Genomic DNA, 26,869 nt, shown 5'->3' with positions numbered 1-26,869 from the left:
AGAGGCCGGATAGCTGCGCGCGAGCGGACGCGCATCCCGTGGGCACCGCTGGCGCCTTGATCCGGACCGCCTATATTCGCCGTCACAGCTGCACGCGGATCGGAGGCGACAATGCCGGAAGCTGCGATAGACGCGAGCGACGACCTCTGGCCGGCGATCCGCCGCGAGGCGCAGCGTGCGGCAGCTGCCGATCCCTTATTCGGCAAGACGCTGGCCGGCGCCATCCTTACCCATGACGATTTCGCCGCGGCTCTGGCCGACCTGATCGGGCGGCGGCTTGGCAGCCGCGCCGAGCGCGCGCGCTTCACATCCTTTTCCCGCGACGCCTTTCACGACGAGCCGGACCTGATCGAAGCTGCCGGCCGGGACCTCGCGGCCATCGCGCGCCGCGACCCCGCTGTCGCCGACCTGCTGCCACCATTGCTGCACTACAAGGGTTACATCGCGCTGCAAGCCTGGCGCGTCTCGAACTGGCTCTGGCGTCATGACCGCCGCGACGCGGCGCTGCTGTTTCAGAACGAGGCGTCGAACCTGCTCCAGGTCAGCATTCATCCGGCTGCCAGCATCGGATCCGCCGTCTATCTGGACCACGCCACCGGCATCGTGATCGGCGCCAACGTCGTCATCGGCGACGACGTCACCATCCTCCAGAACGTCAGCATCGGCCGCAGCAGCGAACTGCCGGCGCGCTCGCCGCGCATCGGCCGCGGCGTCTACATTGGCGCGGGCGCGAGCATTCTCGGCGACATCAGCATCGGCGATTCTGCAAAAATCGGTGCCGGCACTGTTGTGACGAGCGACATCCCCGCCGGCTGCACGGCGGTCGGCAATCCGGCGCGACTGACCAACTGCCCCGAGACGGTCTCGGCCGCCTGACGCGCCCTCGCTGCGAGCATGCGTTACCACCGCTCTCGCACGCTCGCTTTGACGCTTTCTCGGCGCCTGTTGACGTGAATCAAGCCGCGCACATCGTGGACGCGATGTAGTTCGCCGGGCACAGGCAAGGAGCACGACGATGGCGAACGCAAGGATTCTCGTGGTCTATTATTCCCGGACCGGCACGACGCGCAAAGTTGCTCAATCCCTGGCGGCTGCGCTGTCCTGTGACAGTGAGGAAATCACCGAGGCTGGTAGCCGCAAGGGGATATTCGGTTATCTGCGCTCGGCCGTTGAAGCGCGACGGCAGATCCCATCGCGCATCGACGCCACTGTCAGGGATCCATCTCTCTACGATCTCGTTGTGATCGGAACCCCGGTCTGGGCATGGTCGCTGTCTTCGCCAGTCCGTGCCTACCTGCTCGCAAACAGGTCGAAACTCCCTGCGGTGGCGTTCTTCTGCACGCTTGGCGGGGCCGGCAGCGATCAGGTCTTCGGCCAGATGCGGGAGCTCGTCGGCAAGCAGCCTCTTGATTGTCTTTCCCTCACTGCGCGCGAGGTCGCATCGACGAACCACGGAGCGCGGCTCGCCACGTTCGTCGAGGCCCTACAGCGGGCCATTGCGAACGGGCGCAGCAGTGCAGCGACGAATGCGGCCTGAGCGGAGTTCGAAACCCGGTTCCGGGACCGCGGGTCTTGTCCTCGATTTCCCCGCCAGATGCCGCCGCCTCCGGGGGCTGCCCGGGCCAAATCCCTGGCCCGCCAGCCTTTCCGGCAGCCAAATTTGCCGCCGGTAACCGCGCATTAACCAACGCCGGGCTCTGGTAATTGCGGACAGTCGCGCCCAAAGCCGTGTCGGGGCCCATAGTTTTGACATCTTGGCGGGGAATGCAGGCGGCCGGCTTGGACGAGCCCTGCACCCCAGAAGAACAAGGCTTTGAGCGGGCTTGCCGGCCGCGCCGATTCTAGCGCGGCTGTTGGGAACCGGCCATATCGTTGGCCAGGACATCAGGTAACGATCGCCTTGAGAGGATACTGCTTATGAATCCGGCCGACGTGGCTCAGTCAGCCCTTCCGGTTGCCGCCTCCGCCGACGTGTCGCTGATTGCGCTGTTTTGGCAGGCTCACTGGATCGTGAAAGCGGTGATGCTGGGACTTCTGTCCTGCTCGGTCTGGGTCTGGGCGATCGCCATCGACAAGATCTTTCTTTACGCGCGCACCCGGCGCTCGATGGACCGGTTCGAGCAGGCGTTCTGGTCCGGCGAGTCGATCGAGGAGCTCTATCGCACGCTCTCGGCCAAGCCGACGCACTCCATGGCAGCCTGCTTCGTGGCGGCGATGCGCGAGTGGAAGCGTTCATTTGAAAGCCATGCGCGCTCGGTCGCCGGCCTGCAGATGCGCATCGACAAGGTGATGAACGTCTCGATCGCCCGCGAGGTCGAACGGCTGGAACGACGCCTGCTGGTGCTGGCGACCGTCGGCTCCGCCGGCCCCTTCGTCGGCCTGTTCGGCACGGTCTGGGGCATCATGTCGAGCTTCCAGTCGATCGCGGCGTCGAAAAATACCTCTCTGGCGGTTGTTGCCCCCGGTATCGCGGAAGCGCTGTTTGCGACCGCCGTCGGCCTTATCGCCGCCATTCCTGCCACTATTTTCTACAATAAGTTCACGTCCGAGGTGAACCGGCAGGCCCAGCGGCTGGAGGGCTTCGCTGATGAATTTTCCGCCATCCTGTCGCGTCAGATCGACGAGCGGGGCTGACGGACGGCATGTATGGAGCGTTTTCGAGCGAAGTGGATACCGGTTCGCGTGAAGAAAACGCGTCAAGACAAGAATCCAGAGCCCCGTTCGGATTTCATCGGAACGGAATTGGCTCTACTGTGAAGGGCAATTTGGGCACTCGATCATGGCGATGAACGTTGCGAGCTCATCCGGAGGCGGCGGGCGCCGCGGCCGGCGCAAGCCCGTCGTGGCCGAAATCAACGTCACGCCGATGGTCGACGTGATGCTGGTGCTGCTCATCATCTTCATGGTGTCGGCGCCGATGTTGACGGTCGGTGTGCCGCTAGACCTGCCCCAGACCCAGGCCAAGAGCCTCGAGAACAACGACCAGAAGCCGATCCAGATGTCGGTCGACATCAACGGCAAGGTGTTCATCAACGACACCGAGATCGCGATCAATGACTTGATACCCAAGCTGAAGGCGATCACGGATGCGCGGGGCGGGCTCGAGGAACGCATCTATCTGCGCGCCGACAAGAAGGCCGATTACGGGACGGTGGCCAAGGTCATGGGCCTACTGTCCGGCGCCGGATTCAAGAAGCTCGCCCTCGTCACCGAAGCGGATCAGGGGTAAGCGGTGAAGGTGAACGTCGACAAGACACTCGTTGCGTCGATTGCCCTCCATGTCCTCGTGCTTGGATGGGGCCTCGTCACCTTTAGCAGCAAGGCCTACATCGCCCCGGAAGAGTCGCTTCCGGTCGACATCATCTCGACCGATCAGCTCGCCAAGATGATGGCTGGGCAGAAGACCGGCAAGAAGGAAGAGCCGAAGCCCAAGGTCGAGAAGATCGCGGAGCCCAAGCCGGAGGAAGACGCCGTCGGCAAGGTCACCGAGAAGAAAGAGCTGATCAAGACCAACTCGACGCCCGAGCCGCCGCCGAAACCCGTCGAGAAGCCGGTCGAGAAGAAGCCCGAGCCGCCGAAGCCCGTGGCCGAGGCGAAGCCGAAGGAAGAGCCTAAGCCGCAGGAAAAGAAGCCTGATCCGGCCAAGGAAGATCCGATTGCCGAGCTGCAGAAGAAGCTGGACACCAAAAAGCCGCCGCCCAAGCCCGTGGAGCAGAAGGTCGCGGCGGTGCATCCGCAGCAGCAGCCGAAGCCGAAGGAGCGCACCTTCGACCCCGCGCAGATCCAGCGCGACCTCGACAAGCGCGCCACGACACGGCACGAGCTGACTGGATCGGCGCTGAATGCGTCGGCGTCGCTGGGAGCGGCGACCGGGACGGCCGTCGCCAACGTCGCGACCTGGCGCGGTGCTTTCCAGGGCGCGGTCAAGCGCTGCTTCACGCCGACCTATAACGGGCAGGATGCCGATCAGTACGAAGCCGACATCGACATTCCCATGAAGATCGACGGATCGCTGGCTGCCGAGCCGATCGTCGTCGCGGTGCGGGGACCGTCGCGGTCGATCGCGCAGGCGGTGGCGGAGAGCGCCAAGCGCGCCATCGTGCAGTGCCAGGTCTATTCGTTCATGCCGAAGCAGCAATACGAGAGCTGGAAGCTCATTCCGATGACTTTCGGTCTGAAAGATATGTTGTGACATCCGAACCAAAGAATTTTGCGATGAATGACGCCCGATCGATGAACCGCCGCCGCTTCATGACCCTGACCGGGTCGACGCTCGCGATGCTCGGCGGTGGACACGCCTTCGCTCAGGGGCAGCCGCGACTGCGCATCGATCCCACCGAGTTTCAGCCAGTCCCGATCGCGATCACCAGTTTTGTGCCGGGCTCGCCCTCCGACGGCGACGTCGGCAACGGTGTCACCCAGGTCATCACCAACAATCTGAAGCGCTCGGGCCTGTTCGCGCCGATCGACCAGGCCGCCTTCATCGAGCGCATCAGCAACATCGACGTCGCGCCGCAATTCCAGAACTGGAAGACCATCAACGCGCAGGCTCTCGTCACCGGCCGCATGACGCGGCAGCAGGACGGCCGCCTCAAGGCCGAATTCCGTCTGTGGGACGTCATCTCCGGTCAGCAGCTCGCCGGCCAGCAATATTTCACCTCGCCGGAATATTGGCGCCGCATCGCCCACATCATCTCCGACCAGATCTACGAGCGGATGACCGGCGAGAAGGGCTATTTCGACAGCCGCGTGGTGTTCGTGGACGAGACCGGGCCGAAGGAGCGCCGCGTCAAGCGGCTTGCGATCATGGATCAGGACGGCGCCAATGTGCGCTATCTGACCCGCGGTTCCGACCTCGTGTTGACGCCGCGCTTCTCGCCGAACTCTCAAGAGATCACCTACATGGAGTTCGGCCAGGGCGATCCGAAGGTCTATCTCTACAATATCGAGACCGGCCAGCGCGAGATCGTCGGCAACTTCCCCGGCATGACCTTCGCGCCGCGCTTTTCGCCGGACGGCCAGCGCGTCATCATGAGCCTGCAGCAGGGCGGCAATTCCAACCTGTTCGTGATGGATTTGCGCTCGCGCTCGACCACGCGTCTCACCGACACGCCGGCGATCGACACGTCTCCGTCTTACTCGCCCGACGGCACCCGCATCTGCTTCGAGTCCGATCGCGGCGGCCGCTCGCAGATCTACGTGATGGCTGCGAGCGGGGGTGCTGCGCAGCGCATCTCCTTCTCCAAGGACGACACCAACGCCACCTATTCGACGCCTGTGTGGTCGCCGCGCGGCGACTACATCGCCTTCACCAGGCAAGGCGGCGGGCAGTTCTCGATCGGCGTCATGAAGCCGGACGGTTCGGGTGAGCGGCTGCTCACCTCCGGCTTCCACAACGAGGGCCCGACCTTCTCGCCGAACGGCCGCGTGCTGATGTTCTTCCGCGATCCCGGCGGCAATGGCGGGCCGTCGCTGTACACGGTCGACATCTCCGGCCGCAACGAGCTGAAGGTGCCGACACCGGGCTTTGCCTCGGACCCCGCATGGTCGCCGCTGCTGTCCTCGACGTCGGGCTGACGGGAGCGCAGCTAAAACATCGCGTGTTCAGACGCGCGATGTTTTCGAAAAAACGCGCCGATTTTTTCGAGTTCGCAGCGCACGGCAAGACTTCCTTCACCTTGTGCCCGGCAAGGCTTGCCTAGCTGCTTGATATCTAAGCGAAAATCGGTTCGCTATTGCCGAAAAACAACCCGACTTTAACGATGTTCCCTCAGAAAGGCTTCATCTCAGTTGGGTTAGAACTACGCGCCCAACCAGGACGCGCGTACACACCAACATGCAGTTCGCTAGCCAGAGCGGAGAGCAGGAGGAACAGGCCTCGCCGACGATTTCGGCGGCGCTGACCGATTCGCTGTTCGAGGCGCCCGGCACGGTGCTTACCGGCATAGTGTTCTCGGCGTTCTCGGCCTCCTTGACGGCGCTCAAGACGGGACAGACGCTGCTTTGGCTATTTGTCCCGCTGCTCATTCTTGCGGGAGCCATACGCGCCTTCGATTTGAGCCGGTACCAGGCCAGAAAATCCGTTCTGAGCGCAGAACAAGCGGCGCGTTGGCAGCAGCGCTACCAGATCGGAGCGCTCATCCAGGCCGCCGCCATCGGTCTATGGTGTTCCACGACCCTGCTGAGCAATGAGGACGCCATCGCTCACATGATTGCCCTCTCGGTCACCACCGGAATCGTGGCGGGAGGAGCGGGGAGAGCTTACGGACGGCAGTGGATATTTCGTCTGCAGGCCACCTTGATATTCGGACCGGCCGTGATCGCGCTGGCGCTTCACGCCACGCCTTACTACATGGCGATGTCGGTCGTGTGCGCCGCGTTCCTCCTCTCGGTCATGCGGCTCTCCGGCAATCTGCACAGGATATTCTTGCGCGCCGTTGTCGCGCGCGAGCGCGAGGCCGCGCTCGCCGGCCAGTTCGACACGGCCCTTAACAACATGCCGCACGGGCTCTGCATGTTTCGCATCGACGGCCAGCTCGCGGTGATGAACCACCGCTTTGGCGCGATGATGAATCTGCCCGACAATCTCACCCAGACCAGCACGACTGCGCGCGACATCATCGCCGCATGCGTCGAAGCGGGATCGATTTCGGCGGCCAGCGGCGAGGCGATCATCTCCGACATCGAAACCGCCCAGGCGAACGAAATCATCACCGCCGACCCCGATCCGCAAAGGAATCGTTCGCTGTCATGGACCGTCCAGCCGATGGCTGATGGCGGTGCGGTTTTGCTGCTCGAGGACATCACGGAGCGCCGCAACGCCGAGGCCAGGATCAGCCATCTGGCCCGCTACGACGATCTCACGGCGCTGCCGAACCGTGTCAATTTTCGGGACGAGATCGAGCGTTTGCTCGCAGTCGCGCGCCATTCGGAGCGTCTGTCGGCTCTGCTCTTCGTCGATCTCGACCAGTTCAAGCAAGTCAACGATACGCTGGGTCATCCCTGCGGCGATCAGCTTCTGTGTGCGGTCGCCAATCGCCTGCGCGAGATGCTGCGCCCCGAGGATTTCGTCGCCCGCTTCGGCGGCGACGAGTTCGTCGTCTTCCAGCAGAACATCTCTTCACCGGAGGACGCCTCGGCGCTTGCCCGCCGTATCGTCGAACGCCTGAGCGAGCGCTACCGTATCGAAAACCATCTGGTCGAGATCGGCGCCAGCGTCGGCATCGCGCTGACTTCCCCGGGCGAGATCAGCGCCGATACGCTGCTCAAGAATGCTGACATGGCATTGTACCGAGCCAAGGCCGACGGTCGCGGCACCTTCTGCTTCTTCCGCGACGAGATGGCGGCGACCGTCGAGGCCCGCCGCATCCTTGAGCTCGACCTGCGCAAGGCGCTCTCGAACGAGGAATTCGAGCTGTTCTACCAGCCATTGGTCAATCTGAAGTCCGGCAAGATCACCACCTGCGAGGCGCTGCTGCGCTGGAATCATCCGGTGCGCGGCACGGTCTCGCCGGTCGACATCATCCCGGTCGCCGAGGACATGGGCCTGATCGTCGATCTCGGGCGCTGGATCCTGCGCCGCGCCTGCATGGAATGCATGAAGTGGCCGGACGGCGTCAGCGTTGCCGTCAATTTCTCGCCGCAGCAATTCCATCAGCGCGACGTCCTGAGCGAAATCCGCTACGCGCTCGAAGTGTCGGGCCTGCCGGCACATCGACTGGAAATCGAGATCACCGAGTCCTCGCTGCTGCGCAACACCCAGCTCACCCACGACATCCTGTCGCAACTGCGCGCGCTCGGCGTGCGTATCTCGCTCGATGATTTCGGCACCGGCTATTCCAGCCTCAGCTACCTGCACAATTTCCCGATGCAGAAAGTGAAGATCGACCGCTCCTTCCTCGAAGGAATCGATACCGACCGGCCGCTGACGCTGCTGCGCGGCGTCGCGCGGCTGTCCGCCGACCTCGGCATGTCCGTCGTGGTCGAAGGTATCGAGACCAACGAACAGCTCGAACTGATCAGCGCCGACGGCACCGTGACCGAAGGGCAGGGTTACCTGTTCAGCCGGCCGGTTCCGGCGGTGCGCGTCCGTCAATTGCTCAATGCCTCGCATGGCCGTCGTATGCCTGACGACCAGCTCGTCATCGCGTCGTCGCGATCGGCCTGATCCCTTCGTCGCGGCTCCTTTATTGCAACCGGCCCCCGCCAGCTCCGTAGTATTGCGGGCCCCAAAAGGTTAACCCTAACAATTCTAAGGCTTTGCAATTTCGTTAAGGAGCCATTAATCTGCTACTACTCGCGGAAGTTGCTTGGTGTTTAGAGGTAGCAGATGAAGTCCGGAGCCGAACCGAGCGCGGCGCTCCTTCCACGCGGCGCCGCGTTGTTTGATCGCATCGATTACCGACTCATCGAAACTCCCGAGGACAAGGACAACCTGTACTTGATGCGCTACCGCGCCTATCTGCAGGCCGGACTGATCCCGCCGTCGGAGTCGCAGCGGGTGACGGACCGTTTCGACGACGCGCCCAACGTCTGGAATTTCGGCGTCTACGTCGACGACGAGCTCTGCAGTTCCGTTCGCATCCACGTTCTGACGTCCGAATGCCGGATGTCCTACACCACGGAGGTGTTCGGCGACGTCCTGCATCCTCGGCTGGACCGGGGCGAGGTCTTTGTCGATCCGTGTCGATTCGTTGCCGATCCCGAAATGCAACAGCGGTTCCCCGAACTGCCTTATCTGACGGTCCGGCTTCCCTTCGTTGCCTGCGAGCATTTCAATGCCGATGTCGGGCTCTCGATGGTGCGGACCGATCATCAGGCGTTCTACCGCCGCGTGTTCCTGTCAGAGACTCTCACCGAGCCGCGTTCATTTCCGGGCTGGCCGACGCAGAAGGCCGTGCTGATGGCCTCGGATTATCCCAAGGTCCGGGAAAAGATCCTGACGCGTTTCCCGATCATGCGCTCCAGCGCGTTCGAGCGACGCATGCTGTTTACACGCAGCACCGCGCGCCAGGCTGCAACGCGTCCCGCGCTGGTGACCACGCCGCGGAACCGGGATGTGGCGGCTCCGGTGGTCGGTTCGGCCTACTAAGGCGGTCCCCCTCTCGATTCAGCTCAAAATTCCAGCAGAAGCCGACGCTTTTGCCGGCCGGCGCGGCTTGCCTTCACCCTCGCGCCACATTTACAAATCATTAACCATGACGGTTGCTTTTCGCTGACTGGGGGCATTTGAGCGGCTGAGGCAAGGTTCCGTCAAGGTTGACGGAACGTTCGCTTAACCAACCCCCTGTAGACCGGACAGCAGTGGACTAACGTGAGCGTGGAGGCTCCGGAATGAAACATCCTATGCGTATCCTCCAGGGATTGAAGCTGGCCGCGGTGCTCGCCGTCGCGCTGTCGATGGGCGCCTGCGCCAACAAGAATGCTGCGACGGATGCGATGGCCAATGCGGCGACGCCCGGCAGCCAGCAGGATTTCGTCGTCAACGTGGGTGACCGCGTGTTCTTCGAAAGCGACCAGACCGATCTGACCCCGCAGGCGATCGTGACCCTGGAGAAGCAGGCGCAGTGGCTCCAGACCTATCCGCGCTACAGCTTCACCATCGAAGGTCATGCCGACGAGCGCGGCACCCGCGAATACAACATCGCGCTCGGCGCCCGGAGAGCCCAGTCGGTGCGCTCGTTCCTCGCCTCGCGCGGGATCGATCCGAACCGTATGCGCACGATCTCCTACGGCAAGGAACGGCCGGTCGCCGTCTGTAACGACATCTCCTGCTGGTCGCAGAACCGGCGCGCCGTCACCGTCTTGAACGCGAGCTCCTGACGCTTCAGTCAGCCGCCGTTCAGCTTCGTAAATGGACTATGCCGGCGCCCTCTCGGGCGCCGGTTTCGTTTCAGCATTCTGTGACAGAAACCGCTTGGTAGCAGTCACATTTTTGGCGTACTCCACTTCAATGTGGGGCGCGTCGAATGTTCCGTCGCAGGCCATTTCGCTTTTGTCGTCAGGGCAAGATGTCATCCAGAATTAAGGTCTTTACCGGCACCGTGGCGACCGCCGCGCTGCTCTCTTTGTGCTCGCCCGCACTTGCGCAACCGGTCTTCGCGCAGTCGGATGACGCCGACCCCGAGATGCGGATCGAGCGGCTGGAGAACCAGCTGCGCCAGCTCACCGGCCAGAACGAAGAGCTGCAATATCGCAATCGCCAGCTCGAGGAGCGGCTGCGGGCGCTCGAAGGCGGTGCGCAAGCCGCGTCCGGCCAGGCACCGAACGTTGCGGCGATGCCGCCCGCCCAAATCGCACCAACCCAGGTCACGCCGGGCTATCGCCAGCAGCCGGCCGCGCAGCCGAATTACGAGCAGCCGCAGATCGCCGCCCCTGCGCCGATCATTCAGGAGCAGCCGGCGCCCGGCGCACCCGGCACGCGCCGCCGCGGCGATGCGTTCGATCCGAACCAGAACCCGAACGCGCCGGGCGCGCCGCGCGCGCTCGGCGGCGGGCAGCAGCCGATGCCGGCGGGAACCGGTGCCGGCGGCCGCAACCCGGGCGAGCCGCTCGATCTCGCCAACACCAGCCCCCGGTATCAGCAAGGCGTACCGCCAGCCGCACAGCCCGGCTATCCGCCGGCCCAATCCGGCTATCCCGCGCCGGCCGCCGGCAGCGCGGGCCTGACCACCCTGCCGCCCTCGGCCACGCCGCGCGACGAGTTCGACCTCGGCATCGGCTACATGCAGCGCAAGGACTATGCGCTTGCCGAGCAGACTATGAAGAATTTTGCGCAGAAATTTCCGAGCGATCCGCTGGTCGGGGACGCGCAATACTGGCTCGGCGAAAGCTACTTCCAGCGCCAGCAATACCGCGACTCCGCGGAAGCCTTCCTCGCCGTCACCACCAAATACGAGAAATCGGCCAAGGCGCCGGATGCGCTGCTACGGCTCGGGCAGTCGCTCGCCGCGCTGAAGGAGAAGGAGGCCGCCTGCGCCGCCTTCGGCGAGGTCGGCCGCAAATATCCGCGCGCCTCCGCCGGCGTCAAAGCGGCGGTCGATCGCGAGCAGAAGCGGGTGAAGTGCTGAGGCCCGGCGTTTCTATCCTGACAACGCGGGTGGTGCTGCGCTAAACATCGCGATCATCCGCCGAGGATGCTGGGCCGGGTCATGTCAGACGATGATTCTCCGATCTCGGCGCGCGAGGCGAAGCGGCTCTTCGCCGGCCTGAGAGCTGCGCCGGCGCTGGTGCTCGCGGTCTCGGGCGGGCCCGACTCGGTCGCGCTGATGTGGCTTGCGGCGCGCTGGCGGCGCAGCCTCGCACGCGGTCCGCTTCTCACCGTCGTCACGATTGATCACGGCTTGCGGCGAGAGGCGGCGCGCGAGGCGCGCGAGGTCAAGCGGCTCGCCGCCGGGCTCGGGCTGCCGCACCGGACCCTGCGCTGGCGCGGCACAAAGCCGAAGGCGGGGCTGCCTGCGGCAGCGCGCGAGGCCCGTTACCGTCTGCTCGCCGACGCCGCGCGTGCCGCGGGCGCGAGTCATGTGCTGACGGCCCACACCCGCGACGACCAGGCCGAGACGCTGTTGATGCGCCTCTTCCGCGGCAGCGGACTTGCCGGGCTGTCGGCCATGGCTCCCCTCAGCGAGCGCGACGGAATCGTGCTGGTGCGTCCGCTGCTCGATGTTCCGAAGTCGCAGCTGATCGCGACCCTGAGGCGGGCGAAGGTCGGCTTTGCCGAGGACCCCACCAACCGGGACACCGCCTTCACCCGGCCGCGGCTGCGCGCGCTGCTGCCGCTGCTCGCGGCCGAGGGCGGCGATGCGCGCAACCTGGCGCGGCTCGCGACAAGGCTGGCGCGGGCCAATGCGGCGGTCGACGTGCTGGCCGACGGCGCCGAGCGCTTCCTCCGTTTGCGGGATCGCGGCGTTGCGCCGCAGGCGGGGGGCCGAAGCTTCGAGGCCTCGGCCTTTGCCGCCCTGCCGGAGGAGGTCCGGCTGCGGCTCCTGCTGCGGGCGATCAACGCGCTCGGACATGAAGGGCCGGCGGAACTCGGCAAGGTTGAAACCCTGATGTCCGCACTGGACCAGGCGGTGGCCGCAAGTCTCCGCGCCCGCGCCACCGGCCGGCCGGTCCTGAAACAGACCCTCGCGGGAGCCTTGATCAGCCTTGCCGGCGGGCGTATCCACATTGCACCGGCACCGGCCCGGCGGCGCACCGGGAGATGAGCACGAATGAGGGCGGATCATGGCACCGGCCGTTTCGCATCCGCGCCGTCAGGCCACCTTAACCAGGCCGGAAAACCCCCGATCGGGCGCCATTATTTCCGCGGGAATCGCGCTAAGATGGGATAAATAGTCCCATCGCGTTCCCTTGGCAGCGACCGGGGCGGCACCTAAATTGTATCCGTCTAACGATGAGGATTCCTTGGGATTTCCTCGCATTGACCAAAGCCACTGCCCAAGGATCAGGGTTGCGATCCGCGCGACCACGAAGGAAGATCAATGAACGCCAATCTGCGCAATTTCGCCCTCTGGGTCATCATTGTCTTGCTGCTGTTGGCGTTGTTCACGCTGTTTCAGAATCCGGGTCAGCGGGCCTCCTCGCAGGACATCGCCTTCTCCCAGCTCCTGAGCGAAGTTGACCGCGGCAATGTGCGCGACGTCGTGATCCAGGGGCCTGATATCCACGGCACCTTCACCAACGGCTCGAGCTTCCAGACCTACGCGCCGAACGATCCGACGCTGGTGAAGCGCCTCTATGACAGCAAGGTGCAGATCACCGCGAAGCCGCCGGGCGACAATGTGCCCTGGTTCGTCTCGCTGCTGGTCTCCTGGCTGCCCTTCATCGCGCTGATCGGCGTGTGGATCTTTTTGTCGCGGCAGATGCAAGGCGGCGCCGGCAAGGCGATGGGCTTCGGCAAGTCGCGCGCCAAGATGCTCACCGAAGCGCATGGCCGCGTCACCTTCGAGGACGTCGCCGGCGTGGACGAAGCCAAGCAGGACCTGCAGGAGATCGTCGAGTTCCTGCGCGACCCCGGCAAATTCCAGCGCCTCGGCGGTCGCATTCCGCGCGGCGTGCTGCTGGTCGGTCCTCCCGGCACCGGTAAGACCCTGATCGCGCGTGCGGTCGCGGGCGAAGCCAACGTTCCGTTCTTCACCATTTCCGGTTCGGACTTCGTCGAGATGTTCGTCGGCGTCGGCGCGAGCCGCGTCCGCGACATGTTCGAGCAGGCCAAGAAGAACGCGCCTTGCATCATCTTCATCGACGAAATCGATGCCGTCGGTCGTCACCGCGGCGCCGGCCTCGGCGGTGGCAATGACGAGCGCGAGCAGACGCTGAACCAGCTGCTGGTCGAGATGGACGGCTTCGAGGCCAACGAGGGCGTGATCCTGATCGCCGCCACCAACCGTCCCGACGTGCTCGATCCCGCGCTGCTGCGTCCGGGCCGCTTCGATCGTCAGGTCGTGGTGCCGAACCCCGACGTCGTCGGCCGCGAGCAGATCCTGAAGGTGCATGTTCGTAAAGTTCCGCTGGCGCCGGATATCAACCTCAAGACCATCGCGCGCGGCACGCCGGGCTTCTCCGGCGCCGACCTGATGAACCTCGTCAACGAGGCTGCGCTCACCGCCGCCCGCCGCAACAAGCGGATGGTGACCCAGGCCGAGTTCGAGGAGGCCAAGGACAAGGTGATGATGGGCGCCGAGCGCAAGTCGCTCGTCATGACCGAGGAAGAGAAGCTGCTGACGGCCTATCACGAGGGCGGCCACGCCATCGTCGGCCTCAACGTGCCCGCAACCGATCCGATCCACAAGGCGACCATCATTCCGCGCGGCCGTGCGCTGGGCATGGTCATGCAGCTCCCGGAGCGCGACAAGCTGTCGATGTCCCTGGAGCAGATGACCTCGCGCCTTGCCATCATGATGGGCGGCCGTGTCGCCGAAGAGCTGATCTTCGGTCGCGAGAAGGTGACCTCGGGTGCCGCCTCCGACATCGAGCAGGCCACGCGCCTTGCCCGCATGATGGTGACGCGCTGGGGCCTGTCGGAAGAGCTCGGCACCGTCTCCTATGGCGAGAACCAGGACGAGGTCTTCCTGGGCATGTCGGTGTCGCGCACGCAGAACGCGTCCGAGGCGACGGTCCAGAAGATCGATTCCGAGATCAGGCGTCTGGTCGAGGAGGGCTATCAGGAAGCCACGCGTATCCTCACCGAGAAGCGTGCCGACCTCGAGGCCCTCGCCAAAGGACTGCTGGAGTTCGAGACGCTGAGCGGCGACGAGATCGTCGACCTGCTCAAGGGCAAGAAGCCGAACCGCGAATCCGTGCTCGAGCCGACCACCCCGCGCGCCTCCGCGGTGCCCCCGGCCGGCAAGCCGCGCCCGCGTCCCGATCCGGATCCCGGCCTGGAGCCGCAGCCGCAGGCCTGATCGCAAGCGGCAGACCGAATGGAAGAACGCGGCGGAAACGCCGCGTTTTTTTTTGCCCGAACGCGCGTTCGTGAGCTGGCACTCCGCTGAATCCCTCAGCGGAGTGAGCTCCGCCGAACCGGTGCATTCCTGCTCCCGCCTGCCCTTCACTCGAGCCTTGGCCGTTTTGTCACAGCCAACTCGGCTGAACCTGTTGCGGTGGGTCAAGAAGGGGGACCTCGACAGCGTTAGGCTCAAGTCCTTAAGGAGGGAAACATGGCTTTCAAGGATGTTCTGCTGACCCTGACGAGCTATCCGGAACCGACGTCGGTCTCGGTGATTGACGATGCGGTTTCGCTAGCCGCCGTCCTGGATACGCACCTCGCAGCCATTTCCTGCGAAGTCCATTTGGAAGTACGCGAGAGCTTGCTTGGGAATGCGATCATAGACATCCCTGCCATGATCGCGCGCGAGGCCGCCAGGAGCCGCCACAATGCGCAAGCGCTGCTCGCGGCGTTCGAAGCGGCGGCCGCAAAGTCGGGCATTAGGCATGAGACCATCTTCGAGCAATGTGCAACCCAAAGCGAGCCGGGGCTGCTGGTCGATTACGCAAGGCTTCGCGATCTCACGATCATGCCGATGCGGGAATCCCACGAGCGGTGGGATGCCGAGGAGGTGATCTTCGAATCCGGCAGGCCGACGCTGATCCTGCCTACGGCTCCGCGATCGCGTCCATTCCGGCCCGATGCTGTTTGCGTGGCCTGGGACTTCAGCCGCACCGCCGCCCGAGCGGTTTCTGACGCGCTTCCTTTGCTTGAAAGGGCGAAAAACGTGCGCGTCGTCACCGTCACGCATGAAAAGGCTTTGGATTCCAAACGTTCCGCCGAAGAACTGGCAAAGAACCTGGCCCGTCACGGCATCGAGGTTGTGCTGGACAAGATCGACGCCGAAGGCAAGCCGATCGGCGAGGTCCTCGAAGTGTACGTGCTATCTCACGGCATCGACGTGCTTGTGATGGGCGCGTACGGAACGTCCAGGTGGCGCGAATTCGTGCTTGGCGGTGCGACGAGAAGTCTGTTGTCTAAACCGCCGATCCCGATTCTGTTCTCGCATTGACGGTCGTTCATGCAAGAGGTGAGAACAGATGCTGCCACTTGTCGAACGGGCAGCAGCACAACGCCGCACAAGTCTTCAAAGCTGATCAGATCGCTCACGCTGACGCACGCGGTGCTCTACGGGCTCGGCGTCACGATCGGAGCCGGCATCTACGTCCTGGTGGGAGCTGCCGCCGCACGCAGCGGGATGCATGCGCCTCTGGCGTTCCTCGCTGCTGCCGTCGTGATGGGCATCACGGCCGGGACCTTTGCTGAACTGGGCACGCGGCTGCCGGTTGCGGCGAGCGAGGCGGCCTACGTTGAAGCCGCATTTCACCACAAGTGGCTCGGCGGTGTCGCAGGATTGCTCGTGGTGGCCGCGGCGACGATTTCAGGGGCTACCATCACGGTCGGAAGCGCCGGCTACATCGGCGTATTTCTGCCGCTGCCTGCCGCCTGGATCATCGCCGGCGTCGTGCTTGCGATGGGAGCGATCGCCTGCCGGTCCGCGGTTCAGTCCATCAGCTTCGCTGGACTGATGACGGTGGTGGAAATCGGAGGATTGATCCTCATCATCGGGGCCGGCCTATTCGAGGGTGAATCTCTGGTCTCTCGGCTGCCCGAATTGTGGGCTCCCATGAGCGACCTGGCAGCCTGGACCGGGATCGCACAGACCTCGCTGCTCGCCGTGTTTGCGTTCATCGGGTTCGAGCACCTGGTGAACATCTCCGAGGAAATGAAGAATCCTTCGCGGACTCTGCCTTGGGCCCTCTTCATCACCCTCGGCGTGACGGCGCTACTCTACATGGCGGTTGCCTGGATTGCGGTGGTCGCCGTGCCGCCGGCCGAGCTCGCGCATTCATCAGCCCCTCTTGCGCTGGTATTTCAGCGTCTGACCGGGCTTCCTATTTCGGTTCTGAGCGCGATTGCGGTCGTGGCGACGGTCAATGGAATCATCGTTCACATGATCATGATCGGACGTGTGCTGTACGGCCTTGCGGACCGGGGCAGCCTTCCGGCTCTTCTCGCGAGGGTGAATGCCACAAGCAGGACGCCGGTCGTCGCGACCCTCCTCGGCGTCGGCGCCATCCTGATCCTCGCGCTCGGCGTTCCGCTGACGGGATTGGCGGAATGGACCTCGCGATTGACGCTTGGGATTTTCGCCTTGGTCAATCTGGCACTGCTTCGAATCAAGGCAAACGAATCAAAGCCTCCGGCAGGCGTGTTCGTCGTGCCCGTTTGGGTGCCGCTTGCAGGGCTATTTACAGGTGCCGCATTGCTCCTGGTCGATCTCTTCGGATAGCGCCGGCTTCAGGCGCGGTCGCCTGCCGAGCCGAGAGCCGCCAGAGAGCCGCTCGCATTGTGGTCCGCTTCAACCGCTTGGGAAATGATGTTCCTGCGGCTTGTTGAGGTTTGATGTCGGCGAGTTGCTGGCCGCAAACGCTCGAGAGCTGACCTCAGGTGCTCATTCGTCCTTGCTGTGCTTCGTTCCCGTGGCTGCATTTGATGCGTTCCGGTCACGTCAATCGGTGCTGCCGTTCACAGGAACGCTGGAATCGTCGGCTCACCCTAGGCGAATGCGAGAACACTCAAGAAGAACTTAACGCTTGCGTTCTAGTTTGGCCCGCCATGTCTGACCAGGTCGTCCACAGCGCGGTTCAACCGTTTTCGGCACGTGCAGCGCTCCCTTGGCTGGTGGGCCTCAGCGTCTATGCGGCGCTGCTCATTGCCGGGCCACGCTTGCTCGGCGATCCCGACACCTATTCTCATGTCGAGCTCGGGCGCTGGATCATGGCGCATGGCGCCCTGCCGACGAGCGATCCCTTTTCGTTTTCCAGGCATGGCGCGCCCTGGATCACCTTCGAATGGCTCTCGGAGGTCATCTACGCGGCCGCGTACGTAATTTCCGGCTGGCCGGGCGTCGTCGTCGTCGCCGCGGCGGCGATAGCGCTCGCCTTTGGCTTGCTGACCTTTTTCCTGCTGCGTGAGCTTTCGCCGGTCCAGACGCTGCTCATGGTGATCGCCGCCGTCATCCTGCTGGCGCCGCATATGCTGGCGCGGCCGCACGTCCTCGTCCTGCCGGTCATGGTGATTTGGGCGGCCGCCCTGGTGCGCTGCATGGATCGTGGAGGGCCTCCGCCCTACTGGGCCCTGCCGCTGCTGGTGCTGTGGGCCAATCTTCACGGCAGTGGGGTGCTGGCTCTCGGGCTGATCGGCCCTGCAGGGCTCGAGGCGCTGCTGCGCGAGAAGCCAAGCGAATGGCCGCGCGTGCTGCTGCGGTGGCTACCCTTCACGGCACTCGCAGTCGCAGCCTCCTGCCTGACGCCCCATGGGCCGGAGCCGCTGCTCATGCCGCTGACGACACTCGGCCTCGGCCCCGCGCTCGCCTGGATCGCGGAATGGCGACCGCAGGATTTCGGCCATGTCGGCGGTTTCGAGTTGCTGCTGCTGGCTGGAATCTTTGCGCTCTCGCGCGGCGTGACGCTGCCGGTCGTGCGGGTTCTTGTGGTGCTGGGCCTGCTCCATTTCGCGCTGGCGCAGATGCGCAATGCCGATCTGTTGGCCATGCTGGCGCCGCTCTATCTGGCAGCCCCTCTGGGGCGGAGATTCGGCGGCGCGGCTGCGGACGATGCGGCCGTCGCGTCGCGCGGCCTCACTCTGGCCGGACTCGGCGTGTTGATCGCGGCGAGCGGGGTGGCCCTGGCGCATGACGTCAGGCCGGCTCCGACCATCACGCCTCAGGCAGCCATCGCTGGAGCCGATCTCGCCAAGACTGGGCCCGTGCTCAACGACTATTCCTTCGGCGGCTATTTGATCTTTGCCGGCATACCGACCTTCATCGATGGTCGCGCCGAACTGTACGGCGGACCGTTCATCGAGCGCTACAATCGTGCCCTGGCGCTGATCGACCTCGGAGATTTTCTCAACTTGCTGGAGGAATACCGCATCGGAGCGACGTTGCTCGCACCGCACACACCGGCAGTCGCCATGCTTGACCGGCTGCCCGCGTGGCAGCGCGTCTATAGCGACGACGTGGCGGTCGTGCACAAGCGGCGGGATGCGCCACAAAGATAGGCCAAGGGCGTATCTGATTTATAGGCATCCGCATGACACGCCCGTCCGGCGCCTGGTCACGCGTCGTCGAGTCACTCGTTGATGGCGTGGATCGCGGGTGGGGCCGCCGCCTCGTTGCGGTCGAAGCCGGCGCGGGTCTGCACCACGTAGAGCGGGCGGCGCTTCACCTCGGCGTGGATGCGCCCGACATAGAGCCCCACGATGCCCGTCATCAGCATGTTGATTCCACACAGCAGCGACACGAGGACGATCGTCGAGGACCAGCCGGTCACGAGGTGGCTATCGTTGCTGAGCCACATCAGCACCACCCAGCCGCCGTAGAGCATCGCGAGTCCGGAGACCGACAATCCGCACCAGATCGCCAGCCGCAAGGGCAGGTCGGAAAAGCCAAGTGCGGCATTCATCGCGAGCCGTACCATCTTGAACAGCGGGTATTTTGTCTCGCCCGCCGCGCGCTCGAGGCGGTGGAAGGCGACCTCGGCCTGCCGGAAGCCGAGCCAGGCGATCATGCCGCGCACGAAGCGATCCTGCTCCGGCATTTGCCGAAGGGCGTCGAGCACCTTGCGATCGATCAGGCGGAAGTCGCCGACATCGGCGGGGATGCCGACTGAGGACATCCTGCCGAGCAGCCGGTAGAACAGATGCGCGGTCGCACGCTTGAAACGGCTTTCCCCCTCGCGCGACAGGCGGCGGGCGTGGACGACGTCGTTGCCTTCCTGCCATTTCGCGATCAGTTGCTCGATCACTTCGGGCGGATCCTGCAGGTCGGCATCCATCACGATGATCGCGTCACCTTGCGCGGCGTCCATACCGGCGGTGATGGCGACCTGGTGACCGAAATTGCGCGACAGGCCGATATAGCGAAAGCGCGGGTCGCGCGTGGCGAGCGCCTGCAGCACGATCGAGCTGGAATCGCGGCTGCCGTCGTCGACGAAGATCGCTTCTGCCGGCCCGTCGAGCCGCGACAATACCAGCTCGAGACGGCGCAGCAGGACCGGCAGCACGGCTTCCTCGTTGAATACGGGGATGACGAGGCTGTAGCGGATCGATCTGGGCCTGGCCGCCATGCGAAAGATTCCAACTGTGTTTCAGGAGCGGGACTCTAATGCGCCGGTGGTTAAGGTCGCCTTGTCGCAACGATTAAGGATCTATTGCTCCGGGGCCCATGCCGCGGGCTTGAACTACCGGAGACCAAAGGACGGAGCAGCTGGATGGTGCCTGATTGTCCGCGTTGTGCCGAGCGCACGAGGACGATCCAATCCCGATCTCGTCGCGCTTCAGGACCGGCGACGGATCCTGTAGAGGACAAATCGGTCCGAACTGTCCAACAGCTGGAGCAGATCCGGCAGCGGATTCGCGGCAGGCGGCCCAACCAAATAGAGATAGTCGTAGTCCCGGTACCACGTGCGGACGAGGGGCGGGGCGTTCGCCGGCGGCTGGCCTGCCGCAATCGCAACAAGCAGCCCTGACGGCACTATTCCTCCGTCGGACAGCGCAAGACGGCGCACGGCCTCGCGTGTCCGTACGGGTTGCTTGCCGGTTTCCGTGAAGAGATTGATCACGAACGCGTCGGCATAGTGCACGGCCAGCGTCGGCGCATAATACATCGGATACGAGGTGAGGTCGGCGAAGGGCGGATCTCCATTGTCGCCGGTGCTGCCAACCAGGACGCGCGAGCCGCGATCGAGCTTGCGGAACGACTCGATGATGGCCGCATAGTCCGCACGGTAAGGCAGCCACACCGCGAGGACGACGGCGAGATTGATCAATATGATGCAGCTGATCGCGGCGAGCGCAGCCATGTTCCACGCTCGTCCCGGCAGCGACAGCGAGCAGAAGGCGGGCAGGATCAGGGCCGCGGCGGGAATGATGCGGAGGTCGACAAACGAGGTTCCGAACAGTCTCGACGGAATGACCAGGTACAGCAGCGCAAGGCCGATCGCGATCCAGATCCCGGCTGGCTCGAGCTTGAGGAAGCCGCGTCTTGTGGCGAAGTACAGCAGGATCGCAAGCGTCAGCCCGGTCGCTGCCGCTGCCGTCAGATTGTAGCCGTTCATGATGCGGAGCGGCCAAATCGGCTTGAACTCGAGGAACCAGCTCGAACCTTGCCCCCCGATCGAGCCGGCAGCCAAATGCATGACCGTGAGCAGCGCCAGCGCCGGTAGCGCAAGGGCGACAAGCCGCGCGGCGGCGACCGGGTACGTAATTCGCTGATGGCGGAGGCGCCAGAGCTCATAAAGACCAAGCGTCGCGCCGTAGATGCCGAGTGAAAAGAAGTGCGCCACGAACAGCGCAGCGACGAAGACCAGGTTGGCGGCGAAACGGAGCGGCCATGGGCGTTCTGCCAGCATCAGATAGACGGCGATGCCCCAGAGCGCGAGGCCCAGTCCGAACTCGAAATTCACGAAACCCCAGCTGAACGGCAGGCAGTAGAGGAAAGCGAGCGCAGCGAAGCCGGCAAGATGAATCCGTCCCTTTCGGGTCCATTCGAGCAGCAGCGCGCCTCCGACGACCAGCAATTGGCTCAGCAGCAGAAACAGCCGTGTGGCGTTCTCGACGCTCATCAGCCGCGCCATCTGCGGGACCAGCAGATCCATCCCGAGATTGGGATAGAACGCCCACACCACCTCGTAATGCGGATTGGCGTTGGAGGTGCCGTTCTGGCTCAGAATGTACATGCGGGCGAGGTGATTGGGATAATCGACCATCGCGGGAATCGGGGTCAGCAGCACCGGAAGAAACGAGACGGCCGCCAGCATTGCAAGAACGCCAATCACCACGGATCGCTCCGAGCGGAGACGATCCGGAATGGTCAAGGTCGGCCTGTTGGAAGAAACCATGTCGTGGGATCGTTGGGTCTGAGCGGTGTGCGAGGTCTTGTCTGCGTCACGTCTGCAAGGACCGGCCGTCGCCCGGATCCGGACGCCTGCACGGAGTCCCGGCCGCGGGCCTAATCGCAAGCGGTCGATCGAATTGAAGACAGCGGCGGAATTCCCGACTCGCGAGACTTCGCCCGGCTATGCAACCTTCGGAACACGAGGCCGATGAGAGCGATGGTGAGGAGCGGTGATAGACGTCCCGCAGGGACATAAACCGCAGGGCTGAGCAGCGGGACCATCCAGATGCCGAGCCCGATCAGCCAGTCGAGAAGGCGCGGCGCATCGATCGATGCGGCGAGCCACAGCACGATGGCGACCGCCAGCAGCGTCGCATCATAGGGGCCCGAATGCGGGGCCGCCAGCACGGTTGCCGCAAGCAACACGATCAACTTGCTGTCGCTGTTCAGCGAGGAGCGAAACGCCACGAACGTCGCTGCCGCGCTCGTTACGATCGCGCCCAATTGCAGGATCGAGGCGATCCGCTCCGGCACGCCCAGCAGTACCGCGCAGGCCCATACGCTGTGACCCCAGATGCGGCCATAGGCCAGCCATTTCTCGTCGGGGCTGACCAGATTGTTGAACGCCTGTGGTATCCACCGAATCCACAGCTCGATGCCAAAGATCATGACGCTTGCGAGCGCCAGTGCGAATGCCGAGCATGCAGCCGCACACAGGCCGCGATATTGGCGCAGACCCAGCAACGCGAACGGAACGAGCAGAAAGAATTGCGGCTTGAAGCTCAGGAGCCCGAGGATGGCGCCGCCAAGGAGCGGCCGCGGTCCGAGTAGTCTGACGCCCGCCACCAGCAGTGCAGCGACGAGAAACGCGCATTGTCCATCGGCCAGATTGAGCGATGCGGACGGCGAGACCAGCACGGCAGCGATGATGTAGGGCGTCAGTTGCGGCTGCGCGGCGCGGTTGCGAAGCGCCCAAGCCAGGAGGCCTGCGGTCGCAGCCTGGAATGCAACATAGGAGCCGGCAAAACCGAGCGGAGCGAACGGCAGCAGCAGGACGAGAAAGCTGGGCGGATAGAACCACGGGCGGAACTCCAGGGGCACCGTGAGCCATGATGCGAACGACTGGTTGAGATGCGCGGTGAATGCCTCGGCATCGAGGACCAGCGCGAGTTTGCCGGCAAGCATCGATCTGATGGCGCCGTAGAACACCATCCAGTCAGTGCCGGGGGCGATGTGGTTCAGTCCGATCCATCCGGGATGGACGAAGGTCGAGATCAGGATGCCCCAGCCGAACAGCGCAGCGATCGACAAGGCCGGCAGGAACATCAGGGGGATTTCGATCCGGCGACGCGCCGGAGCGGATGTCGGCGATTGAAGGGGCATGCTCATTTGCGGGCATCCTTCGGGATCTCAGCTCCCGGCGCCACGCCGGCCTGCCCGTCGTCCCGCACATGGATCACCGCAATGTCGTCCGCATAGATCCGCTTCCAGCCCTTGAGCTGGTCGAGGATCTGCGGGCCCGGCGCGTCAGCGACCAGGAGCGTCGCGTCGATCCTGTACTCATCCAACAAGCGCGGCAGCAATTCGGGCTTCTTGCCCTCCGTCGCCTTGAAGAAGTCCACGACGAATTTCTCGCCATAGAGCTCGGCGCGGCCGTCGACGAACACAGGGATGTCGCGCGAGATCAGATAGCCGCCGAACTGGTAGGCGTTGAAGATGCGCCGCACCTTACGTTGCTCGAGCAGATCAACCGCCGCCACCGGCGTCTGCGTCATCGTGAAGGTGAAGCGGTGGTGTCCCAGATAGAGCGACGTCGAGGTCCAGCTTGCCGCCACGATCATCAGCGCACCGAGCGTAGCGACATGGCGGGCCGGCCAGCGGTCGGCATCTGCGGCGTCGGGCGCCGGGCGCGGGAACATCTGGCCGAGCGGCTTTGCCAGCACCAGCGGCACCAGGAACGCAAATGCCTCGATGCTTCTGACATGGGTCAGCGCGCTCCAGGTCAGGAACAGGATCAGGAAGATCCGGGGCGCCGACAGCACGAGGCCCCGATAATAGCCGAACGCGATCAGGCCGAGCAGGGCGCCTTCGAACGAGGTGAACGTGGCGAAGTTCGCCGGCATCCATTCGAAGATCAGCGACAGCAGCTCGCCGAGGCTGAGAATGTTGGTCGCGCCTTGCAGCGTCCGCCAGCCGTAGGGTGTGCAGCAGCTCGCGATCAACGCACCGATTCCGAACAGCACCCAGCGCATGAACAGAGCAAGTCGCCGCCCCTTCTCGGCATGCTCGACCGCCTCGAGCGAGATCGGACCGATCAGCGCGAGGCCCAGCACGAAGCCGCCGTGCAGGTTCGCCCAGAGCGCCATCAGCGGGAGCCAGGTCCAGGACGGCGCGCTCTTGCGGTCGGCGGCGGCCATCAGCAAGCCGACCCACGCCACCATGACGGGCAGCGCCAGGATATGCGGACGGGCGAGCACGTGATGCATCGACAGCAGCAGCGCCAGCATCGCGAACAGCACCGCGCGCGGTGCCTCGATCTGCGCGTCGAGGAAATGGACGAAGATGGCGGCGGTGAGCGCGACTCCGATCGCGGTGATGATGACGGGGCCCGCCCAGCCCCAGTGCGTGTAGGAGAAGGCGAACAAGACCTGCGACAGCCACGATGTCGAGATCCAGGCTTCGCCGGTGCGCGTGAAAGAGCAGAAGTCGGTGTACGGCACGGCGCCGTGATCGAGGATCCATCGCCCGATCTTGATCTGCCAGAACGAGTCGGAATCCTGAAGCAGCGTGTCGCCGAGATAGAGGAAGAACAGGTACGCGCCGGCACCGACGCACAGGGGCACCAGAGCCCGTGCGCGGCTCTGAACCGCGATGCTGTTGGCAAGGGAAAGGGACATGCCGCCTCGTTGTCCTGTTGTTCTCGTCGGGTCGGGCATGATCCGGACCCGGAGGGCCGCGTTAGCGCAAAGTACGTAGCGGTATTCCGAGGAGATCACGCTCAAACAATCACCTGAAGCACGATGAACGGGTCATCTCATCGCGCTTCAGTCCGAGCGGGCGGCATTGGACCATGGCGGTCATAACTTCGGGTAAATCGGCCGCGCCGGGCCGTGTCCCGACAATTTAACGGGTTGTTTTGGATTTCGATTTACCATCGGCGAATACTCGCAAACCACCCGATGTTTACGTAGTCGGATTAACTGCGGCGCAATTCTTTGCCTCTACGTTCGGTTCCATGGTCGGGCGGCGCTGGGAAGCCGAAAAGACCAGATCAGTTGTAAGCCTCGTGTACCCATTTGGAGCACTCTATGAAGAACCTCGTTGCGCGTTTCGTGAAGGATGAATCCGGCGCCACCGCCATTGAATACGGCCTGATCGCTGCCGGCATCGCGCTGGCGATCATCACCGTCGTCAACAATCTCGGCACCACGCTGAACACCAAGTTCACCTCGATCTCGACCAGCCTCAAGTAAGGCCAGGACGAGCTGCGAATTTTCGAGAGCCCCGTCCCTGGCGGGGCTCTTTTTCGTACGAGGCTCCTGCAGCCGGATGGCTTTCGCGAGCATGATCCTGGGCGCAGCTTCGCCAGCGCCTCATTGTGAGCCGGACATTTCGTGAGCCGGACATTTCGCCGCAAAAGCGACCTGAGAGCCGCCGCAGGCTTCGCAAAGGATGGCCGTGGCGAACGGTTCTGCACCCGTCTGTTCGTTTGCGCAACGCGCGAAGGCTGACGGGTCGCGTTCGGCAGTCAGCGTGACGCGGAGGGTGACTGCACTGGCGCGTCGTCGCGGACGTGAACCACGGCGATGTCATCCGCATAGAGCCGCTTCCATCCCGGCAGATGGTCCATGATCCTGGCGGCGGGAACGGTGGTGTTCAGCAGCGTCGCGTCGATCCGGTAGGTCTCGAGCAGGCGCAGCAGGGTGTCCACGTTCTTGCCCTCGACGGCATCGAAATAGTCGAGCACGAACTGCTCGCCATACAGCTCGGCGCGGCCATCGATGAAGCTCTTGATGTTGCGGGTGATCAGGTAGCCGCCGATCGGAGCGGTGCTGAAGATCCGTTGCGCGCGCCGTTTTTCGAGCACGTCGACCGCGGCCGCCGGTGATTGATTGCCGATGAACGCATACCGGCTCGGCGTGGCATAGGACCGCGTGATGCTCCAGCCGGCCGCGACGATGGCCAGCGCCGCGATTGCGGTCAGGGCAAAGGAGGGGCGCGCCTCGCTTTCCTTCAGCGCGAGCGTTCTCGTCACTCCGAAATGTTCGGCGAACGGTTTTGCCAGCACGAGGGGCGTCAACAGTGCGAAGGCCTCGATGTTTCTGACGTGGTTGAGTGCCGCCCAGATCAGCCCGAGCAGCAGGAATATGCGGGTCCATGACAGCACCACCCCGCTGCAATAGCCGATGGCGATCAAGCCGAGCAGGCTGGCGCCAAACAGGTCGAGCGAGCTGAAGTCGGCCGGCATCCACTCCCAGATCAGGGAGAGCAGCTTGCCGAGGCTGAGGATCTTGGTCGACGCCAGGAGCGTGTTCCAGCCATAGGGCGTGCAGCAGCTTGCAGCGAGCGCGGCAAGGCCGAACACGGCCCAGCGCGTCGCCAGTGCAAATCGGTCCTTGCGATCGCAGGACGCGATCGCATCGAGGCCGATGGCTCCGATCAGGGCGAGGCCCATGACGAAGCCGCCGTGAAGATTGGCCCACAGCGCCATCAGGGGCAGCAACAGCCAGGACGGCGCGCTACGCCGATCGGCGGCCGCCAGCAGCCCGCCGACGAAGGCCACCATGACGGGCAGCGCCAGCATGTGCGGGCGCGCGAGAAAATGGCCCATCGACATGAACAGGAGCGGGGTGACGAGCACGAAAGCGCGTGCTGGCTCCAGATAGGGCTCGAGCAGGTAAACGAAGATCGCCGCGGTCGCGCCGATCGCGAGCGATGTCAGGATGACCACGCCGGACCAGTTCGATGGCTCGTAGACCAGTGCGAACAGGACTTGCGACAGCCAGGAGCTCGAGATCCACGCCTCGCCGGCGCGCGTGAACGAATAGATGTCGGTGTAGGGCATCGCGCGGTGTTCGAGGATCCACTGCCCGATCTTGATCTGCCACAGCGTATCCGAATCCCGCAGCATGATGTCGCCGACGCCCAGGAAGAACAGGTAGACACCGACGCCGATGCAGACCGGCAAAAGCCATCGCGCGACGCCGCGGACCGGAACGCTGCTGATGACGGAAATCGACATTGGAGGCTCGGGGTTGGGCGATCGCGCAACGGCGCATCAGGACCTGAGCATGATCGCCTTTAAGTTGGGGTAAACCGGGCGAGATCTGCGCTGCCAGAGGGTGAAAGGATGCGTTTACTACCTGCTCGCGTGAAGGCGGAACCTTGATTCGAGAATGCCGTCTTTGGCAGGGTGCTTTTTTGTAGGAGGGGGTCGGCAGCGGGATGACCGGTTGAGGGGCATGGCCGGGGACTGGCGC

At 64.1% G+C, this 26,869-nt stretch carries 21 protein-coding genes; 16 read left to right on the top strand and 5 right to left on the bottom strand.

Annotation, left to right across the window (positions count from 1 at the left end; all coding sequences use genetic code 11):
• The first annotated feature begins 111 nt into the window (after positions 1 to 111).
• From EDE08_RS34310 to EDE08_RS34235, 15 genes are all read left to right on the top strand, one after another.
• Complete coding sequence (locus EDE08_RS34310) at positions 112 to 876, top strand: serine acetyltransferase domain-containing protein (protein WP_131873893.1); 765 nt, start codon at positions 112 to 114, stop codon at positions 874 to 876.
• Between the two features lie 139 nt (positions 877 to 1,015).
• Positions 1,016 to 1,537: a flavodoxin family protein gene (locus EDE08_RS34305; RefSeq protein WP_131873894.1), complete on the top strand. Its 522-nt coding sequence runs from the start codon at positions 1,016 to 1,018 to the stop codon at positions 1,535 to 1,537.
• A 380-nt stretch (positions 1,538 to 1,917) separates the two neighbouring features.
• Entirely contained in the window at positions 1,918 to 2,634 is a 717-nt protein-coding gene (tolQ, locus tag EDE08_RS34300; protein WP_028180156.1) for a protein TolQ, read from the top strand.
• A 145-nt stretch (positions 2,635 to 2,779) separates the two neighbouring features.
• Positions 2,780 to 3,229 carry a protein TolR gene (gene tolR / locus EDE08_RS34290; protein WP_131873895.1) on the top strand — a complete coding sequence of 150 codons (450 nt, stop codon included), beginning with the start codon at positions 2,780 to 2,782 and terminating at the stop codon, positions 3,227 to 3,229.
• Positions 3,230 to 3,232: 3 nt separating this feature from the next.
• Positions 3,233 to 4,192 (top strand): cell envelope integrity protein TolA, encoded by a 960-nt coding sequence (gene tolA / locus EDE08_RS34285; protein ID WP_131873896.1) that lies wholly within the window; start codon positions 3,233 to 3,235, stop codon positions 4,190 to 4,192.
• 41 nt (positions 4,193 to 4,233) lie between these two features.
• Positions 4,234 to 5,577 (top strand): Tol-Pal system beta propeller repeat protein TolB, encoded by a 1,344-nt coding sequence (tolB, locus tag EDE08_RS34280; RefSeq protein WP_165936330.1) that lies wholly within the window; start codon positions 4,234 to 4,236, stop codon positions 5,575 to 5,577.
• Between the two features lie 259 nt (positions 5,578 to 5,836).
• The gene (locus EDE08_RS34275; RefSeq protein ID WP_131873898.1) at positions 5,837 to 8,167 is read left to right on the top strand and encodes a putative bifunctional diguanylate cyclase/phosphodiesterase; all 2,331 of its coding nucleotides are present in this window, start codon (positions 5,837 to 5,839) and stop codon (positions 8,165 to 8,167) included.
• Between the two features lie 162 nt (positions 8,168 to 8,329).
• The gene (locus EDE08_RS34270) at positions 8,330 to 9,091 is read left to right on the top strand and encodes an N-acyl amino acid synthase FeeM domain-containing protein (protein ID WP_131873899.1); all 762 of its coding nucleotides are present in this window, start codon (positions 8,330 to 8,332) and stop codon (positions 9,089 to 9,091) included.
• A 242-nt stretch (positions 9,092 to 9,333) separates the two neighbouring features.
• Positions 9,334 to 9,822 (top strand): peptidoglycan-associated lipoprotein Pal, encoded by a 489-nt coding sequence (pal, locus tag EDE08_RS34265; RefSeq protein ID WP_018641585.1) that lies wholly within the window; start codon positions 9,334 to 9,336, stop codon positions 9,820 to 9,822.
• A 188-nt stretch (positions 9,823 to 10,010) separates the two neighbouring features.
• The gene (ybgF, locus tag EDE08_RS34260; RefSeq protein WP_131873900.1) at positions 10,011 to 11,069 is read left to right on the top strand and encodes a tol-pal system protein YbgF; all 1,059 of its coding nucleotides are present in this window, start codon (positions 10,011 to 10,013) and stop codon (positions 11,067 to 11,069) included.
• An 81-nt stretch (positions 11,070 to 11,150) separates the two neighbouring features.
• Positions 11,151 to 12,206: a tRNA lysidine(34) synthetase TilS gene (gene tilS, locus EDE08_RS34255; RefSeq protein WP_131873901.1), complete on the top strand. Its 1,056-nt coding sequence runs from the start codon at positions 11,151 to 11,153 to the stop codon at positions 12,204 to 12,206.
• A 276-nt stretch (positions 12,207 to 12,482) separates the two neighbouring features.
• Positions 12,483 to 14,405, top strand: coding sequence for an ATP-dependent zinc metalloprotease FtsH (gene ftsH, locus EDE08_RS34250; protein ID WP_131873903.1), 1,923 nt, complete (start codon positions 12,483 to 12,485; stop codon positions 14,403 to 14,405).
• Between the two features lie 255 nt (positions 14,406 to 14,660).
• A complete protein-coding gene (locus EDE08_RS34245) occupies positions 14,661 to 15,500 on the top strand; it encodes a universal stress protein (RefSeq protein WP_131873905.1) in 840 nt (279 codons plus the stop codon).
• A gap of 9 nt (positions 15,501 to 15,509) precedes the next feature.
• Complete coding sequence (locus EDE08_RS34240) at positions 15,510 to 16,781, top strand: APC family permease (RefSeq protein WP_131873906.1); 1,272 nt, start codon at positions 15,510 to 15,512, stop codon at positions 16,779 to 16,781.
• 326 nt (positions 16,782 to 17,107) lie between these two features.
• Positions 17,108 to 18,553 (top strand): hypothetical protein, encoded by a 1,446-nt coding sequence (locus EDE08_RS34235; RefSeq protein WP_131873908.1) that lies wholly within the window; start codon positions 17,108 to 17,110, stop codon positions 18,551 to 18,553.
• 71 nt (positions 18,554 to 18,624) lie between these two features.
• On the opposite strand, the gene EDE08_RS34230 is transcribed toward EDE08_RS34235, so the two are convergent.
• The 4 genes from EDE08_RS34230 to EDE08_RS34215 form a co-directional block, all read right to left on the bottom strand.
• Positions 18,625 to 19,620: a glycosyltransferase family 2 protein gene (locus tag EDE08_RS34230; protein ID WP_131873910.1), complete on the bottom strand. Its 996-nt coding sequence runs from the start codon at positions 19,618 to 19,620 to the stop codon at positions 18,625 to 18,627.
• 210 nt (positions 19,621 to 19,830) lie between these two features.
• A complete protein-coding gene (locus EDE08_RS34225; RefSeq protein WP_131873912.1) occupies positions 19,831 to 21,393 on the bottom strand; it encodes a hypothetical protein in 1,563 nt (520 codons plus the stop codon).
• Positions 21,394 to 21,503: 110 nt separating this feature from the next.
• Positions 21,504 to 22,778 (bottom strand): glycosyltransferase family 87 protein, encoded by a 1,275-nt coding sequence (locus EDE08_RS34220; RefSeq protein ID WP_245524977.1) that lies wholly within the window; start codon positions 22,776 to 22,778, stop codon positions 21,504 to 21,506.
• Complete coding sequence (locus EDE08_RS34215) at positions 22,775 to 24,286, bottom strand: hypothetical protein (RefSeq protein WP_131873914.1); 1,512 nt, start codon at positions 24,284 to 24,286, stop codon at positions 22,775 to 22,777. Before EDE08_RS34215 ends, EDE08_RS34220 begins: the two co-directional genes overlap by 4 nt.
• Positions 24,287 to 24,697: 411 nt before the next feature.
• On the opposite strand from EDE08_RS34215, the gene EDE08_RS34210 reads away from it, so the two are divergent.
• Positions 24,698 to 24,862, top strand: a complete 165-nt coding sequence (locus tag EDE08_RS34210; protein WP_027545569.1) for a Flp family type IVb pilin — start codon at positions 24,698 to 24,700, stop codon at positions 24,860 to 24,862.
• A 275-nt stretch (positions 24,863 to 25,137) separates the two neighbouring features.
• Here the strand turns inward: EDE08_RS34210 and EDE08_RS34205 are convergent, their stop codons facing one another.
• Complete coding sequence (locus tag EDE08_RS34205) at positions 25,138 to 26,631, bottom strand: hypothetical protein (RefSeq protein ID WP_131873916.1); 1,494 nt, start codon at positions 26,629 to 26,631, stop codon at positions 25,138 to 25,140.
• Between the last annotated feature and the right edge of the window lie 238 nt (positions 26,632 to 26,869).

The organism is Bradyrhizobium sp. R2.2-H (assembly GCF_004346455.1).
Classification (GTDB): domain Bacteria; phylum Pseudomonadota; class Alphaproteobacteria; order Rhizobiales; family Xanthobacteraceae; genus Bradyrhizobium; species Bradyrhizobium diversitatis.
Note: the sequence above shows the minus strand (reverse complement) of the source record. Positions and strands in the feature narration are given on the sequence as shown.

Coding starts and splice junctions, on each gene's coding strand:
- EDE08_RS34310 (WP_131873893.1), top strand. CDS start 112: ATGCCGGAAGCTGCGATAGACGCGAGCGACGACCTCTGGCCGGCGATC.
- EDE08_RS34305 (WP_131873894.1), top strand. CDS start 1,016: ATGGCGAACGCAAGGATTCTCGTGGTCTATTATTCCCGGACCGGCACG.
- tolQ (WP_028180156.1), top strand. CDS start 1,918: ATGAATCCGGCCGACGTGGCTCAGTCAGCCCTTCCGGTTGCCGCCTCC.
- tolR (WP_131873895.1), top strand. CDS start 2,780: ATGGCGATGAACGTTGCGAGCTCATCCGGAGGCGGCGGGCGCCGCGGC.
- tolB (WP_165936330.1), top strand. CDS start 4,234: ATGAACCGCCGCCGCTTCATGACCCTGACCGGGTCGACGCTCGCGATG.
- EDE08_RS34275 (WP_131873898.1), top strand. CDS start 5,837: ATGCAGTTCGCTAGCCAGAGCGGAGAGCAGGAGGAACAGGCCTCGCCG.
- EDE08_RS34270 (WP_131873899.1), top strand. CDS start 8,330: ATGAAGTCCGGAGCCGAACCGAGCGCGGCGCTCCTTCCACGCGGCGCC.
- pal (WP_018641585.1), top strand. CDS start 9,334: ATGAAACATCCTATGCGTATCCTCCAGGGATTGAAGCTGGCCGCGGTG.
- ybgF (WP_131873900.1), top strand. CDS start 10,011: ATGTCATCCAGAATTAAGGTCTTTACCGGCACCGTGGCGACCGCCGCG.
- tilS (WP_131873901.1), top strand. CDS start 11,151: ATGTCAGACGATGATTCTCCGATCTCGGCGCGCGAGGCGAAGCGGCTC.
- ftsH (WP_131873903.1), top strand. CDS start 12,483: ATGAACGCCAATCTGCGCAATTTCGCCCTCTGGGTCATCATTGTCTTG.
- EDE08_RS34245 (WP_131873905.1), top strand. CDS start 14,661: ATGGCTTTCAAGGATGTTCTGCTGACCCTGACGAGCTATCCGGAACCG.
- EDE08_RS34240 (WP_131873906.1), top strand. CDS start 15,510: ATGCAAGAGGTGAGAACAGATGCTGCCACTTGTCGAACGGGCAGCAGC.
- EDE08_RS34235 (WP_131873908.1), top strand. CDS start 17,108: ATGTCTGACCAGGTCGTCCACAGCGCGGTTCAACCGTTTTCGGCACGT.
- EDE08_RS34230 (WP_131873910.1), bottom strand. CDS start 19,620: ATGGCGGCCAGGCCCAGATCGATCCGCTACAGCCTCGTCATCCCCGTA.
- EDE08_RS34225 (WP_131873912.1), bottom strand. CDS start 21,393: ATGGTTTCTTCCAACAGGCCGACCTTGACCATTCCGGATCGTCTCCGC.
- EDE08_RS34220 (WP_245524977.1), bottom strand. CDS start 22,778: ATGAGCATGCCCCTTCAATCGCCGACATCCGCTCCGGCGCGTCGCCGG.
- EDE08_RS34215 (WP_131873914.1), bottom strand. CDS start 24,286: ATGTCCCTTTCCCTTGCCAACAGCATCGCGGTTCAGAGCCGCGCACGG.
- EDE08_RS34210 (WP_027545569.1), top strand. CDS start 24,698: ATGAAGAACCTCGTTGCGCGTTTCGTGAAGGATGAATCCGGCGCCACC.
- EDE08_RS34205 (WP_131873916.1), bottom strand. CDS start 26,631: ATGTCGATTTCCGTCATCAGCAGCGTTCCGGTCCGCGGCGTCGCGCGA.